The sequence below is a fragment of the Saccharothrix obliqua genome (assembly GCF_019375475.1).
In the GTDB taxonomy this organism is placed as follows: Bacteria; Actinomycetota; Actinomycetes; order Mycobacteriales; family Pseudonocardiaceae; genus Actinosynnema; species Actinosynnema obliqua.
Genome location: NZ_JAHXGQ010000020.1, coordinates 36,225 through 52,155, shown reverse-complemented (window position 1 = coordinate 52,155; position 15,931 = coordinate 36,225). Strand labels below are relative to the sequence as shown.

8 protein-coding genes are annotated in these 15,931 nt (G+C 71.6%); 1 reads left to right on the top strand and 7 read right to left on the bottom strand.

The genetic code is table 11. The features are described from left to right. The coding region (locus tag KZQ38_RS34870) for a type I polyketide synthase (RefSeq protein WP_219448297.1) at nt 1–5,170 on the top strand (5,170 nt) is incomplete at its 5' end. A 23-nt stretch (nt 5,171–5,193) separates the two neighbouring features. On the opposite strand, the gene KZQ38_RS34865 is transcribed toward KZQ38_RS34870, so the two are convergent. The 7 genes from KZQ38_RS34865 to KZQ38_RS34835 form a co-directional block, all read right to left on the bottom strand. Next, a complete protein-coding gene (locus KZQ38_RS34865; protein ID WP_219448296.1) occupies nt 5,194–7,281 on the bottom strand; it encodes an ATP-binding protein in 2,088 nt (695 codons plus the stop codon). Between the two features lie 451 nt (nt 7,282–7,732). Next, on the bottom strand, nt 7,733–8,968 hold the full coding sequence (locus KZQ38_RS34860; RefSeq protein ID WP_219448295.1) for a hypothetical protein: 1,236 nt from the start codon (nt 8,966–8,968) through the stop codon (nt 7,733–7,735). Between the two features lie 352 nt (nt 8,969–9,320). Continuing rightward, on the bottom strand, nt 9,321–9,941 hold the full coding sequence (locus KZQ38_RS34855) for a DUF1062 domain-containing protein (RefSeq protein WP_219448294.1): 621 nt from the start codon (nt 9,939–9,941) through the stop codon (nt 9,321–9,323). A 495-nt stretch (nt 9,942–10,436) separates the two neighbouring features. Next, a complete protein-coding gene (locus KZQ38_RS34850) occupies nt 10,437–11,651 on the bottom strand; it encodes a PP2C family protein-serine/threonine phosphatase (RefSeq protein WP_219448293.1) in 1,215 nt (404 codons plus the stop codon). Between the two features lie 132 nt (nt 11,652–11,783). Next, nucleotides 11,784–12,806 (bottom strand): LLM class flavin-dependent oxidoreductase, encoded by a 1,023-nt coding sequence (locus KZQ38_RS34845; RefSeq protein ID WP_219448292.1) that lies wholly within the window; start codon nt 12,804–12,806, stop codon nt 11,784–11,786. A 146-nt stretch (nt 12,807–12,952) separates the two neighbouring features. Then, the gene (locus KZQ38_RS34840) at nt 12,953–14,788 is read right to left on the bottom strand and encodes an RICIN domain-containing protein (RefSeq protein WP_219448291.1); all 1,836 of its coding nucleotides are present in this window, start codon (nt 14,786–14,788) and stop codon (nt 12,953–12,955) included. Nucleotides 14,789–14,837: 49 nt separating this feature from the next. Continuing rightward, nucleotides 14,838–15,542: a hypothetical protein gene (locus KZQ38_RS34835; protein ID WP_219448290.1), complete on the bottom strand. Its 705-nt coding sequence runs from the start codon at nt 15,540–15,542 to the stop codon at nt 14,838–14,840. Nucleotides 15,543–15,931: the final 389 nt, after the last annotated feature.

Sequence of the window (15,931 nt, the reverse complement as noted above, 5' to 3'; positions counted from 1 at the left end):
CGTGACCGTGATGGCGACGCCGGGGATGTTCACCGAGTTGTCCAAGCAGGGCGGGTTGGCGTCCGACGGGTTGTGCAAGTCCTTCGCGGCCGGTGCGGACGGCACCGGCTGGTCGGAGGGCGTCGGTGTGCTGGTGTTGCAACGGTTGTCGGATGCTCAGCGCGACGGTCGGGAGATCTTGGCCGTGGTGCGTGGTTCGGCGGTGAACCAGGACGGTGCGTCGAACGGGCTGACCGCGCCGAATGGTCCGGCTCAGCAGCGCGTGATCCGCCAGGCGTTGCGCAGCGCCCGGCTTGATCCGTCCGATGTGGATGTTGTGGAGGCGCACGGCACCGGGACGGTGTTGGGTGATCCGATCGAGGCGCAGGCGATCCTGGCGGTGTACGGGCAGGAGCGGGTTCGGCCGTTGTGGTTGGGCTCGGTGAAGTCCAACCTCGGCCACACCCAGTCGGCGGCCGGTGTCGTCGGTGTGATCAAGATGGTGTTGGCCATGCGGCACGACCTGCTGCCGCGCACGCTGCACGTGGACCGCCCGACCGACCGGGTGGACTGGTCGACGGGTGCGGTGGAGCTGCTGACCGAACCCGTGCCGTGGCAGGCGAACGGCCGTCCACGGCGAGCCGCCGTGTCGTCGTTCGGCGTGTCCGGCACGAACGCGCACGCCGTGCTGGAGGAAGCACCCGCCGTCGAGCGCGAGCCGGTCACCGAACCGGACGGCCCGTTGCCGCTGGTGTTGTCCGCGCGCAGCGCGTCGGCGCTGGCCGCGCTGGCCGCGCGGCTGGCCGACCACCTGCCGCCGTCGCGAGCCGGCGCGGCGTGGACGCTGGCCACCGCGCGGGCGCGCTGGGAGCACCGCGCCGTGGTCGTCGGTGCCGACGCGGTCGCCGGGCTGCGTGACCTCGCCGCGGCCCGGTCCTCGCCGGACGTGGTGACCGGTGTCGCGGCGGAGAACCCGAGGACGGTGTTCGTGTTCCCGGGCCAGGGTGCGCAGTGGGTCGGGATGGGGCGGGAGCTGTGGGAGTCGCAGCCCGTCTTCGCCGCGCGCATGGAGGAGTGCGAGCGCGCGCTGTCGCCGTACGTGGACTTCTCGCTGCGGGACGTCGTGCTCGGCGCGGGTTCGCTGGACCGCGTCGAGGTGCTGCAACCGGTGACGTTCGCGGTGGTGGTGTCGTTGGCCGCGCTGCTGCGTTCCCGCGGGGTCGAGCCGGACGCCGTGGTCGGCCACTCGCAGGGCGAGATCGCCGCCGCGTGCGTGGCGGGCGCGTTGACGCTGGAGGACGCCGCGAAGGTCGTCGCGTTGCGCAGCGCGACCGGTGCCGAACTGGGTCGCGGTGGCGGCCTGCTGACCGTCGCGGTGGGCGTGGCGCGGGCCGAGCGCGACGTGCGTGACTGGGACGACGTCGAGATCGCCGCCGTGAACGGGCCCGATTCCGTGGTCCTCGCGGGCGGCCACGACGCGATCGCCGAGGCCGAGCGGCACTACCGGGAGCGGGACGTGCGCGTGCGCCGGGTGGCCGCGTCGTTCGCCTCGCACACCCGGCACGCGGAACCGATCGCGGCGAAGGTGGTCGAGCTGCTGGCGGACGTGCGTGGCCGCACGCCCACCGTGCCGTGGCTGTCCACTGTGGACGCGGAGTGGGTGCGGACGCCGATCGACGCCGGGTACTGGGGGCGCAACCTGTGCGGCCGGGTCCGGTTCGCCGACGCGATCGACGTGCTCGGCGACCAGGGCTTCGGCCTGTTCGTCGAGGTCAGCACGCACCCGGTGCTGACGGCGTCGATCTCGGGCACGCTCGCGGACACCCCGGCCGCCGTCGTCGGCACGCTGCGTCGCGACGACGGCGGGGTGGACCGGTTCGTGCGGTCCCTGGCCGAGGTGTTCGCGCACGGCGGGACCGTGCACTGGCCGGCCGTGCTGCCCACCGCGGCACCGGCGGCCGTGCCCACCACGGTGTTCGAGCGCGGCAGGTACTGGCTCGCACCCGGCCCGGCCGCGACCGGCGACCTCGCGCGGGTGGGCCTGGACGCGGTGCGGCACCCGGTCCTCGGTGCCGCCGTGGAGGACCCGGCGGCGGACGGCCTCGTGCTGACCGGGCGGCTGTCCCGCGAGCAGCACCCGTGGCTGGGCGACCACGTGATCTCCGGCGCGGTGTCGGCGCCCGGGTCGCTGTTCGTGGAACTGGCCCTGCAAGCAGGCCAACGGGTCGGCTGCCCCGTGGTCCGGGAACTGGTGGTCGGCAGGCCGCTGGTGCTCGGCGACGCGGACCAGCCGCTGGTCCAGGTGGTCGTCGGCGACCGCGACGCCGCCGGGGAACGGCCGTTCGAGGTGCACTCCCGCGTGGACGGCGAGTGGACGCGGCACGCCACCGGAACGCTTGCCGTGCAAGGCGATCCGCCGGTGGCGCTGACCGCGTGGCCACCCGCCGGCGCGCGGGAGGCCGATCTCGGCGACTTCTACGCGGCGCTCGCCGACGCCGGGTACGACTACGGCCCCGCCTTCCAGGGGTTGCGGGCCGCGTGGGAGGCCGAGGGCGCGTGGTACGGGGAGATCGCCGTCGACACCGACCCCGCCGGGTACGCGGTGCACCCGGCACTGCTCGACGCCGCGTTCCACCCCGCGTTCCGCGTCGGCGGTGAGCCCGGTATCGGGTTGGCGTGGAACCGGGTCACGGTCCACGACCGCGCCGGAACGGCCGCGCGGGTGCGGCTCTCGACCACGTCCGACGGCCTGGCCCTGGCACTCGCCGACGCCGACGGCGCGCCGGTCCTGACGGTCGGGTCGGTGGTCATCCGCCCGTTGGCGAACGCGCCGACGCCGTTCGTCGTGCGGTGGGAACCGCTGTCACCCGCGCCCATCGGCACGGTGCGGATCCCATCGGTCGCCGACGCGACCGGTGACGAGCCCTGGGTTTTGCTGCGCGTGCCGCACGGCACCGGTGACGAGCCGACCCGCGCCCGTCAGGTGCTCGGTGAGGTTCTTGTTGCGCTGCAAAGGTTCCTGACCGGGCCTGCGCGTTTGGTCGTCGCCACGACCGACGCGTGGACCGACCCGGTCGCCGCCGCGGTGTGGGGTCTGGTGCGCAGCGCGCAGGCCGAAGCACCGGAGCGGTTCCGCCTGGTGGACCTGCCACTCGCGGCGGAGTTGCCCGCCGTGCTCGACACCGCGGCCTGGCAGGTCGCGGTGCGCGACGGCCGGGTCCTGGTCCCGGCATTGTCCCGGTCCGCGCCCGCCGACCGCGTCCCGCGCCTGGACCCCGGGGGTGCGGTCCTGATCACCGGCGGCACCGGCACGCTCGGCGGCGTCGTGGCCGAACACCTGGTCGCGCGGCACGGTGTGCGTGACCTCGTTTTGGCGTCCCGGCGGGGCGAGCACGCGCCGGGTGCGGAGTCGTTGCGGGAGCGGCTGGTGGCTGCCGGGGCACGCGTCCGGGTCGTCGCGTGCGACGTCGCCGATCGGGCGGCGGCGCGTGACCTGGTCGCCGGTGTGGACCGGTTGACGGCGGTGATCCACACCGCGGGCGTGTTCGACGACGCGTTGATCGGCGACCTCGACGGCACGCGGCTCGACGCCGTGCTGCGGCCGAAGGTGGACGCGGCCGTGCACCTGGACGAACTCACCCGTGACCTCGACCTCGCCGCTTTCGTGTTGTTCTCCTCGGCCGCGGGCGTGCTGAGCAGTCCCGGCCAGGGCAACTACGCCGCCGCCAACGCGTTCCTGGACGCGCTCGCGGCCCGCCGCCACGCCGCCGGCCTGCCCGCCACCTCCCTGGCGTGGGGGCTGTGGACCTACGACGGCGGCGACGAGCAGCGGGCGGCACGCGAGGCGCAGTGGACGGCCCGTTCCGGTTTGCGGCTCATGGCGTCCGACGAGGCGCTGCGGGTGTTCGACGCCGCGTTGGCCTCGCCGGAGCCGGTGCTCGTGCCCGTGCTGCCCGACCGGCGGGCGCTGCGGGAGCTGGCGCGGTCCGGCGGGCTCGACCCGGTGCTGCGTCACCTCGCGCCCCGTGCGACCACGCCCGGTGCGCCCGTCCTGACCGGGTTGGACGCCGGTGCGAAGGTGGAGGTGTTGACCGACCTCGTGCGGCGGGAGGCGGCGGTGGTGCTGGGGCACGCCGCGGACGCCGGCGGGCTCACCCCGACCAAGGCGTTCCGCGAAGCGGGCTTCGACTCGCTGACCGCCGTGGAGCTGCGGAACCGGCTCAGCCGGGCCATCGGCGTGCCGTTGCCGGTGACGTTCGTCTTCGACCACGAGACACCGCGTGCGGCGGCCCGTGACCTGCTCGATCGCGTGGAGCGCCGCGAGCCCGCGCCGAGCGCGAACCGCGATCTCGTCGCCGTCTACGCCGAACTGGTCGGCCGCGGCCTGCACCCGGCCGCCACCGCGCTGGCCGAGGCCGCGGCGGCGGTGCGCACGCGTGGGGAGACCCGGGCCGAATTGGTCGCCGGTGTGCGCGTGGTCCCGCTGGCCGAGGGTGACGAGCTGCCGAAGCTGATCTGCCTGCCGTCGATCTCGACGTGGGAACCGGCGTTGAACTTCAGCTCCCTGTCGGCCGAGTTCACCGGCAAGGCCGACGTGACGGTCGTCGTGCCGCCCGGGTACGAGACCGACGCCCCCGTGGCGTCCTCGTGGTCCGCGCTGGTCGACGTGCTCGCCTCGGTCGTGCGCGACCAGGCAGGCGGCAAGCCGTACCTGCTGGTGGGTTACTCGTCGGGCGGCGCCCAGGCCCACGCCGTCACCGCGGCCCTGGAACGGTCCGGCAACCCGCCGCTCGGCGTGGTGCTGGTGGACACCTACACCAGCGACCGCATCCCGTTGCGGCTCCAGGCGTTCTTCCAGCGGCAGTACCAGGCGGTCACGCGGCCGGAGAACTACTCGTTCGAGAAGATCACCGCGTCGGTGCTCTACATCGGACTGCACAACGGCGAATGGGAGGTCGACCAGGACCTCACCACGCCGGTCCTGATGCTGGAAGCCGCCGACCCGCCGGAGACCCCGGAAGGCGAGCAACCGCTGGCCGACGACGAGTGGCGACACGAGTGGCCGGGGCCGCACGAGCGGATCACCCTGCCAGGCGACCACTTCACCATCATGTCCCGTCACGCGGACCACGTCGCGGAGGCCATCGTCACGTGGTGCTCGAAGGTCGGTGGGCGTGGAGTTCCGGCATGACGGTGCCGGCGCGGTTCGCCGGTTTAGGTGGTCTCCAGGAGGTCGAGCCGCCGGCAGAGGTCGGCCGTGCGGGGGTCGCCGAACTTCTCGAAGATCGCCAAGGCCGCACGCCATGACCGGATGGCGAGGGAGGTCTCGCCGATGCGGTGAAGTGAGGTGCCCAAGGTGTAGAGGATGGCGGCGTGGTCCTGGGGATGGGAAGGGTGGTGCTCGCGGTCGAGGGCTTGTTCGCAGAGGGATATCGCTTCGTGGTGGTCGCCGGCGCTCAGTCGGGCTTGTGCCAGCCGGAGCAGCACTTGGGACTCGTCGCCGAGATAACCGGTCCGCCGTAGCAGGGCGAGGCTGTTCTCGATGTGCCGGCTTGCTTTGTCGTGGTCCCCCAGACCGCTGTGGGCCACGCCGAGGTGACACTCGATGAGGTACTCCACCCTGCCGCTGTGGATCCCGGGATCGAGTGCCGCCGCGGCCAGCAGGTAGTCGACGGCGACCGTGTACCGCTTGCGGTCCACGGACAACCAGCCCAGGTGGAACAAAACCTCGGTGATCAACCGATGGTCGTCGAGGTGGTACGCCAGCGCCAACGCGGTCTGCATCGTGCTCTCGGCCTCGTCCAACTCGCCGGAGTGCCAAAGCAGGTGCGCCGCGGTCTGCACCAGTCGGCACTCACCGACATGGTCGCCGAGACGGCGGGCCGCGGCCAGACCTGCCTGGCAGATCGCGAGTGCTTCTGCCCACAACCCCCGCATGGACAGCAACACTGTGAAGACCCGAGCCATCGCGGCGGTCGACCAGTCCAACGCATGGTGCTCGGCCGCGCGGGTGATGGTGAACGCGTTGACCTCCTCGCGTTCGGCCCAGGCCCACGCCTCGGCAGCGTCGGCGAACCGGATCCCGGGTGTGACGACGGAGTTCGGTGGGGCGGTGTCGAACCAGTCGGTGAGCACCGGCACGATTGCCTTCGCCGCTATGACGGAGTGGTGGACGTACCACTCGACCACGGCTCGGATGGCCTCATCATGGTCCTTCGGGGATTCATCGTGGTTCATCCGCCCGGCGGCGTAAGCACGCAGCAGGTCGTGGAGGCGGTAGCGGTCGCGGGCGATCGGCTCGATCATGTGCGCCTCGACCAGGGCGTCGAGCAGCCGCTTGGCCTCGGTCACCCCGGTACCGGCGAGAGCCGCGGCGGCGTGCACGCCGATCTCGGGGCCGGGGTGCAGGCCGAGCCGGCGGAACATCCGTGCCTGGGCCGGGCCGAGCAGGTGGTAGGACCAGCCAAACACGGACCACACGGCGGTGTTCTCGTCGGTCGGGACGCTCAACGCGTCCCACCGCCCCGGGTCGCTGCGCAACTCGGTGACCAGTTCGGCAAGCGTCAGGTGCGGGCGCGCCGCGACGCGTCCGGCCGCGATCCGCAGCGCCAGCGGGAGCCGAGCGCAGGTCTCGACCAACTCGGCCACCGCCTCGGGTTCGGCGTCGGCCCGCGAGTCACCGAGGACCGTGCGCACCAGCTCAAGCGCTTCGGCAGGGGTGGGCAGGTCCAGCGTCACCGGCGTCGCGCCCTCACCGATCACCAGGCTGGTCAGGCTCGCCCGGCTGGTCACCACGACCAGGCACCCCGGCTCGCCGGGCAGCAGCGGGCGCACCTGCCCGGCGGAGCCGGCGTTGTCCAGCACGACCAGCACCCGGCGGCCCGCCAACGCCGACCGGTAGAGCGCGGCCCGTGACTCCAATTCCGCCGGTACCCGCTGCACGCCCAGCGCGTCGAGGGACCCACCCAGCACGTCTCGCGGATCCGCCGTGGCGTCGGGGCCGTAACCACGCAGGTTCACGTACAGCGTGCCGCCGGGGAACCGGTGTTGGACGCCGTGTGCCCAGTGCACGGCCAATGCGGTCTTCCCGACACCCGCCGTGCCGTCCAGCGCCGAGATCAACACCGCGCCGCGGCCGCTGTCCTCGTCGCGGGTGAGCAGGGCATCCAACGCGGCGAGGTACTCCCCCCGTCCGGTGAAGTCCCGCACTGCCATCGGCAGTTGACGTGGCACCCGCACGCGGTCGGACGACTCGCGGACCCACACGTGACCGATGGAACCGGCCTGCACGATCGGTCCCACGCTCCCACCGCCGGTGACATTCCGAACGTCCGGCAGATCGTTCACGGCACCGATTCTGTCGTTCCCGACGATCGCGCTCAAAGCCACGCGGTGAACACCACTCTCACGGACGAACACGACGCTTCAGCCGCAGCGCAATGCGGCGGACACGGACGGCTATCCGAAATCGAGGTCTGCTCGGCGACACCGGCTTCCCGGGAACCGGACCTGGACGCCGGTACACAGGCGGGGCTGCACGGCCGGCCCGATCACTCGGCAACTGCCACCCTGTCGCCGGGCGACGAAGGCCGCAGCCGCATTCGCCGCCGTGCCCTCCCGGAAAGAGCCGCCCGTCGGCGCGGTGCTCACCATGGGCCGGCCGCCCCATGCGAGATTCGCCGCAGCGTACGTGAACGGCTTGGAGCGCGAACCGCCACGGCCGGTGCCGAGCCGTTCCGGTCGGCGGATCTCGTCAGACGTCGTTATCGAGCAAGTCACGGACGAGGTGGATGCCGGTACCCAATACCTCCTGCACGTGGAATGACTCGAGGTCGGAGTCCAGCGCTTGCAACCAATCCCCGACGGACTCGAACGAGTACAACACGTGCCACGGGTCGCGGTGGTTGGGGCGTTCTCGCTGCTGGGTGGTCAGAGCGATGGCAAAGGCAACTGCGGCGGGCCACACACGTTCCAGGGTCTCCTCAGGGACCAGCCACGTGTACGGCTCATCGTCCGCGTACTCCTCGACCACGAGTTCGTCCCGCTCGAGCGCCCGGTAGGTCTCCCGGAGGTTCGGGTGGACGTGGTCGAAGTGGGCGATGATGCTGCCCAGCCTGGCACCGCACCCGAAACCGGCCAACACAGGCGGCCTGAGGTCAGCCGGTGGCAGCCAGATCCACATGTCTGACGGGGTGTTCCAGTGCGTGTACGGGAGGAACGTGGCACCGTTGTCCCACCACATCCGTCGTAACCGGTCACCAAAACCCGGACCAGCCAGACAGGCGACCAGGGTGCCGACGGCAGCCCAGCCCGCGGGTAGTGCCAAGTCCTCGTCCCGTGTTCTGTCCAGGTGCAGCGCGAGCCGGGCGGGGTACGGGTTGAGCAAGTCGCCGTCGAACACACAGCACGGGCACACCATGATCTCTTTGGAAGAGGTCGAGGGAAGCAGCGCGCTGCTGTGGTAGGCGTCTCCGCACACCATGCACTCGTCGTCGGTGGGCGTATCGGCGAGATCGCGGGCACGGGCGGCGGCAACAGCGGTGTCGACCTGCTTCAACAGGTCCAAGGCCGACAAGCCTGAGGGCAGGATTTCTCCGTCGATGCCCGCGACTCGGCCCAGGTGATCGACGACGTCGGCGGTCAGCGGTGCCCACAAGGCCACCTCCAACGGGGAGTCGAGGTCGAACACCGACGGGTCGTCGGGGTGTTCGTCTCCACGACGTGCCCGATGCGACTGGGCTGCCCGGCCCACCTGGAGGGTTGCCGGTCCCGCATACAGGCGAAGCCCGCCGGCTTCGGGATTGGGCTCGACCTCGACCGGCCAGCCGGCGACGCGAAACACCTCGGCCAGCTCGGCCTGCAACCGCGATGCGGACAACTGCCCTTGTGCTTCGATCGCGCGCAGTGCCCTGGCTGCAGTCATGTAGTTCTCGCCGGTGGCGGACATACGTGCGCGAACGCGCGTTTTGAAGGGATCGTTGACGGTCACGCCGGACTCCTCGCGCGGCACGGCTTCCCACGCTCCGTGCCGGGGTGACCGGACACGACAAGAACTGCGCGCGATCGAAGACCTTGACCGGGTGGCGTCGGCACGGCGTGGGCGCAACCGACTCGGCTCGGGCGTGGCGCGTCTGCCCATGCGTAGTCTAACCCAGCACAGGGACGTTCAAGGTCGGGTCCGGTGCCGAGAAGTCCGCGTCGCGCGAAAGCAGGCGAGACGGCCGCCGTGCGGTTCAGGTGAACTGAGTGGCGTCGGTGGCCTCCACCCTCGGCTGTGGTGAAGATGAGGTGGCGAGCCGCGACCGTCCCGCCTGGACAGAGGGCGGGACGGTCGCCGGTGATCAGCCGCTGGCGCGGAGGCGGGGTGTGGGCGGGGGAGCGGGTTGGCGCACTTCGTCGCGGGAGGTGGCCGGTTGGTCGATGGTGAACTCGAAGTCCCGGTGTGCCTTGGCATCCGGGGCCATCGGCAGGTGAAGGCGGCCGTCCGCGACCATGCGGCGCACCTCGCCGCGGCTGATGCCGAGGCCGAGGGTGAGCAGTCGTTCGACGCGGATCGGTGCGGGGAGTTCGAAGGTGATCAGCACCGTGCGCGACGGGCGGGCGGTGCTGACCACCAGGTCCCACGTGCCGGTCCAGTCGAGGCGGTACCCGTTCTTCGCGGCCAGCGACGGGCTCATGGTCAGCGCCCGCACGGCGGCCGGGTCGTTGGCCTCGTACGCGACGAGGAGAGCGGGCTCCAGGGACTGGACGTGGACGCGTTCGTGGACCGGCGTCTTCCAGGTCCGGTCGCACGTCGCGCAGCTCATCAGCAGCCAGACGTCGAGGAGCTTGCCGTTGGCGTTGACGCGGAACTTGCCCGAGGGGTGGTGACGCGTGCCCGAGCAGTTCAGGCAGGGCTTCACGACGGTGGGCAGGGCGGTTTGACGCACGGCCCACCGGGCCGCGCGGTCGATATTCGTCACTGTGGTTGTTTTCCGGGCTCGGCGGAAACGCGGATCACGCCGCGGTCCTGGGGGACTGTGGGTGCACACGAGTGCGCGTCACCACCTCGGAGCCGGGTCTACCGGCTCCGAGGGTGCGCGACAGGTCGAATCGTGTTGGCAGCCGTCACAGGTACATAGGACGCATCATGATCGGGACCGCGAGCCCGGACAACCTAATTTCCGCCGGTCCGCCGCCGGGGCGGGTGCGTGCTGGTCACGCGCCCGCCCCGGCGACGTCCACCTTCTCCCAGTCGACGAGCCGCATCGGCACCCGCCCAGCTCGACGAAAACGGTCCCGCTGAACAGTCCGCCGTCGGTACGGGATATTCTTGCTCCGTTGACGCTCACGGCTGCGAAAGAGCAAGCCACCCGTTCCCCGTGAGGGGTCGCATTCCGCCGCCGATCACCAATCGGCGGCGGAATGCGGTCGACCACGTGAACCGCCCGAAGCCCTTTCGCCGCGCGAGGCGAAGCTCAAGGGGCGGGGTTGTGCCGGACCGCCAGCAACGCGATGTCGTCGGACGCGGCCTGGTCGCCGACGAGGGCGGCCATGATGCGGACGCAGGCGGCCTCCGCCGGTATCGGGGCCACGGTCTGCCGAAGCAGCTCCAGGCGCTCGTCCAGGTCCTCCTCGCGGCGTTCCACCAACCCATCGGTGTACAACGCGACCAACGCGCCGTCGGGCACGTCGACGGAGGTGCCCTGCCGCCCGGTGACGGCCAGGTCGTAGCCGATGGGCGGGCCGACCGGGACGTCCACGAAACCGGCCGGCCGGCCCGGCGCGGCCAGGACGGGTGGCAGGTGACCGGCCAGGGCGATGTCCATGCGGGAGATCGCCGGGTCGATGACCGCGTAGGCGACCGTGGCCATCGTGTGGCTCTCGAAGTGGCTGGCCTTGCGGTCCAGCTTGCCGAGCACGTCCGCCGGGTCGGGGAACTCCAGGGCGTAGGCGCGCAACGCGCTGCGCAGGCGTCCCATGACGATCGCGGCACGCAGGCCGTTGCCGACCACGTCGCCGATCACCAGGCCGATGCGCCCACCGGGCAGGTGGAAGACGTCGTACCAGTCGCCCCCGACGCCGCTGTCGGTGCCGGGGACGTACCGGCCGGCCATCTGCCAGCCCTCGGTGGTCGGCAGCAGCCCGGGCAGCAGGCTCTCCTGGAGGATGGAGGCCGCGGCCCGCGCGGAGCTGGACCGGTGCGCGTGCGCGGCCGTGGCGAGCCGGTCGGCGACCAGTTGCAGCAGGTCGACGTCCTCGTCGGTGAACCGGCGGGACGTGGTGCGGCCGACGTGCAGCACGCCGGTCAGGTCGCCGTTGGCCACCATCGGCACGCCCAGCAGGACGCGCAGTCCCCGCTGCCACAGCAGCGGGCTGACCACGGTGGACTCGTCGACGTGGTCGATCTGCACCGGCGCGCGGCGCGCGGCCACCTGCCCGGAGAAGCCGGTGCCCACCGGCACCCGGACGCCCTGGAAGACCTCCTCCTCCAAGCCCGAGGCCGCCGTGGTCACCAGCTGCTCGCCGCCGGCGTCGGTCAGCATGATCGAGACGGTGTCGACGGAGAACAGGTCGCGCACCTGCCGCAGCAGCACGTCGAAGAGCTTCCGGAGGTCCAGCTCCCGCAGGGCGCCGTCGGTCACGGCCTCCAGCACGCGGGACCGAACCCGCGTGCTCCGCGCCTCATCCATTCGTCAGCCCCGTCCCGATCCTCGCGTGCCAAGTGAACAGCCCGACCGCGTGACGGGTGCCATGCCGGTTGGCGCCGAACGGGCAGCCCACACTACCTCTGCCCGTGGCGCGCCGGTTCGACCAGGTGCACGTCAGCGCCAGCCCAGGGCGGGTGCGACGTGGGTGAGGATGCTTTCGAGCACGTGGGCGTTGTAGTCCACGCCGAGCTGGTTGGGCACGGTCAGCAGCAGCGTGTCGGCCTCCGCGATCGCCTCGTCCTCGGCGAGCTGACCGATCAGGACGTCGGGCTCGGCGGCGTAGGTGCGGCCGAAGATCGCCCTGGTGTCGGCGTCGATGTAACCGACGTGGTCGGAGCTTTCGCCGTCGTGGCCGAAGTAGGCGCGGTCGAGGTCGGAGGTGAGCGCGAAGATGCTGCGCGACACCGAGACGCGTGGCTCGCGCTCCCAGCCGGCGTCCGTCCACGCCTTGCGGAAGGCCCGGATCTGCTCGGCCTGCTGCACGTGGAACGGCGCGCCGCCCTCGTCGTTCTTCAGCGTCGAACTCATCAGGTTCATGCCGTTCTCGGCCGCCCAGACCGCGGTGGCGTTGGAACCGGCGCCCCACCAGATCCGCTCGCGCAGGCCCGGCGAGTGCGGTTCGACGCGCAGCAGCCCCGGCGGGTTCGCGAACATCGGCCGCGGGTTGGGCTGGGCGAAGCCCTCGCCCTTCAACACCGTGAGCAGCACGTCGGTGTGCTTGCGCGCCATGTCGGCGTCCGTGTCGCCCTCGCTGGGCCGGTAGCCGAAGTAACGCCAGCCGTCGATCACCTGCTCCGGCGATCCCCGGGAGATGCCGAGCTGGAGCCTGCCGCCCGCGATGAGGTCCGCCGCGCCCGCGTCCTCGGCCATGTACATCGGGTTCTCGTACCGCATGTCGATCACGCCGGTGCCGATCTCGATGCGCTCGGTCTTCGCGCCGACCGCGGCCAGCAGCGGGAACGGCGAGGCGAGCTGCCGGGCGAAGTGGTGCACGCGGAAGTAGGCGCCGTCCGTGCCCAACTCCTCGGCGGCCACCGCCAGGTCGATGGACTGCAAGAGCACGTCCGACGCCGTCCTCGTCCGCGAGTGCGGGCTGTCGGACCAGTGCCCGAAGGACAGGAACCCGATTTTCTTCATACCCGTGGAACGCGCCGACAGTCTGGTTGATTCCTCAACTACCCCGCTCTGTCGTCTTCGGACCTGCTGTGACGACGGGCACTGCCGAAGGTGTCGGGCGGGCGGCCCCGGTCGGAAGTCGACCCGGACCGCCCGCGGGACCCGGCCTACCTGCTCACGAACCGGCGGGCCAGGTTTCGGGCCACGTGCACGCCCGGACCGCCGAAGCCGATGATGTCCAGGGTGCCGTCGCCGGTGATGTCGGCGAGGAAGCGGGGGTGCCGGTCGACCCGCCACCCGCCCGCGCCCTCGTCGTGGCCGAAGCCGCCGCAGACCAGGCGGGCCTGGTCGAACCGGCCGCCGCCGCGGCCGGGGGAGACCCAGACGCCCTCGTCGCCGAAGCCGACGATGTCCGGGTTGCCGTCGCCGGTGAGGTCGGCCAGCAGTCGGAGGTGCTTCTCGCCGGACCACCCCTGGGCCTGCCCGAAGTCGTTCAGGACGAGTTCCGGCTCCTCGAAGGTGCCGTCGCCCTTCCCGCGCGCCACCACCACGCCCTGCGGCCCGAAGCCGACGATGTCCAGCGCCCCGCCGGCGGTGGTCCTGACCAGGTGCCGGGGGTGTTCCGCGACGGTGCGCCAGCCCCGGTCGACGCCGAAGTCGGCGAGGACGAGCCGGGGTTCGGCGAACGCGCCCGCCTCGTCCTGGAGCGACACCTGGACACCGCTGTCGTGGATGCCGACGATGTCGACCCGCCCGTCGCCCGTGGTGTCCACGAGGAAGCGCGGGTGCTTGTCGGTGCGCCACGCGCCGGCCTGGTCGCCGTGGCCGAACGCCCGGAGTGCCGGCTCGGCGCCCACCGGCGCGAACCTGCCCTGCTCGTCCTGCCGGGACACCCGGACACCGATCTCGTGGAACCCCACGATGTCGACGCGGCCGTCGCCGGTCGTGTCGACCAGGAAGCGCGGGTGCTTCTCCGCGCGCCACCCGCCGGCGGGGTCGCCGTGGCCGAACGCCCGGACGACCGGCTCGGCGCCCATCGGCGCGAACCTGCCCTGCTCGTCCTGCCGGGACACCTGGACGCCGTCGGCGCGGAACACCACGGCGTCGAGCCTGCCGTCACCGTTGACGTCCACGAAGGACCACAGGTCCTCGCGGCGCGCGTCGTTGACCGCGATCGTGAACGGGAGCAGCACGCGCTCGACGTCCTCGAACGTGCCGTCACCCCGGCCGGACACCGTCACGACGCCCTTCGCGGACCTGAGCGCGACGATGTCCGCCCGCCCCCGGCCCGTGACGTCGGCGATGAACCGCGGGCTGGTCCCCGCCCGCCAACCCGGGCCGCCGCTCGGCGGGCGGGACACCCCGTCGCTCCGCCAGCTCCCGGCGCCCTCGTCCCAGCCGAAGCGGTCGAGGACCAGCCGCGCGTCGCTGAAGGAGGGCGTCGCGTCGGGCGTGGGCCGCCGCGTGGTCGAGGGGGCCAGCCGCCACGACTGGCGGCCGTTCCAGTGGCTCACCGGCGTCCAGCGCAGCACGGGTTCGGAATCGCGCTCGGGTGCGGCCGGGGTGAACCGCCACCGCTGCCCCTCCGCGCCCTCGTCGTGCTTGCGCAGGGTGACCCGGGTGCCGTCGTCGTTCACGGGATCGGCCAGGTCGAGGACGGCGCCGTCGCTCACGCACTCGATGCGGTACAGGTCCGCCTCGCCCTCCACCGGGATGACGCGCCACTGCTGGTTCTTCCCGTTGTTGGCGGTCCACTGGCGGACTTTCCGGTCCGCGGTTCCGGGGTTGTCGAGCACCTTCCCGCTGCGCGCGTTGCGGATGACGTACGTCCGATTCGCCTGCGCGACCGGGACGAGCTGCCACTGATCCGGGCTCGGGCCGCCGTCCGGGTGGTCGCGGACGATGAGGACGCCGTCCGCGCTCGACGGCGTTTCCACGCCCAAGGCCCGCTTGGCGGCGGCGTTCACGATCTCTGCTTTGATGGTTTCCGTGGGCACGGGCATCCTGATGCCCCTTCCGGGCCGTTGGCTTCAGGCGGGTTTTCGGTGCGGCCTACGTGAGGACGTGGTGGTAGGGGACACCCCACTCGTTCGGCAGGCGCGGGTAGAAGGTGTTGATGACCGTGCCCGTGAAGTCCCCGCCCCAGTTGTAGGTGACGCGGGCCTCGCTGTTCGCCGTCACCGCGTGGTCCTTGAAACCGAGAATCGCGTCCGGGTGGGTGATCGGCACGAAGGTGACCCCGCCCCACGGCGTCACCGTGACCACCCAGAGCTGGGTGTCCTCGGGAGCGCCGTTCTTGCCGCGCCACTTCTCGCCGACCTTGCCCGGCAACCCGACCTGGAGCGCGTCGGCCTGGCTTTTCGGCGCGTCCTGGTGGACGGTGATGCGCCGCCGCCGCGGTTTCGGCGTGCCGTCGTCACCGCGACCGGTGGCGTCCGGTTTGTCCGTGACCTGGCCGGCGGCGCTCTCGAGGAAGTACAGCGGTCGCTGGCCGAAGAAACCACCGGGCGTGATGTGCCAGAGGTGGCCGTTCCGGTCCTTGGTGTCCGGGTCGAGGGTGGTGGCCAGTTGGAGGCCCTGGTCGTGGCTGTCCTCCTTCAGGTTGACGGGCTTGAGGTACCCGCCGTTGAAAGCGTGGACGAGCATGACCGGCCGGTTCTCGACCAGCGCCGCGACAATGGCGTTGTCGTGGCTGTTCACCGGCACCGGGCCGCCGACCACCAGATTCGCGAGCGGCGTGCGTTCCTGGGTGTACATCCCTGATACCTCACCTGTTCCGGATGTGGAGAACAACGCGGCGAACGCCCGACGTGGACCCGCCGAAACCCGACACTCAAGCAGGTGTCACCAGGTATACCGCACCCGGCTCTGCCGACGGCCAGGCAATTCACTCGTTCGGCGGGGAATCGGAGACGAACGGCCGAATGCGCCGCGGCGGTCTCACGCGACACGCCGGGAGGATCGGCGCAAACACCTCGACAACGGGTCCGGTAGCCGTCATTCGGGTGATCGACAAGCGAAGGCAGGTGTTTTCTTCGTCAATCAAGTGCAAACGCCGGGAGTGTGTTCCGCCGATTCGGTGTGAAGCATGGTCGCGGCTGGTACCCGTCGTCGTACCCGTGCTAGCGTCGATCACGGGTGCGTGC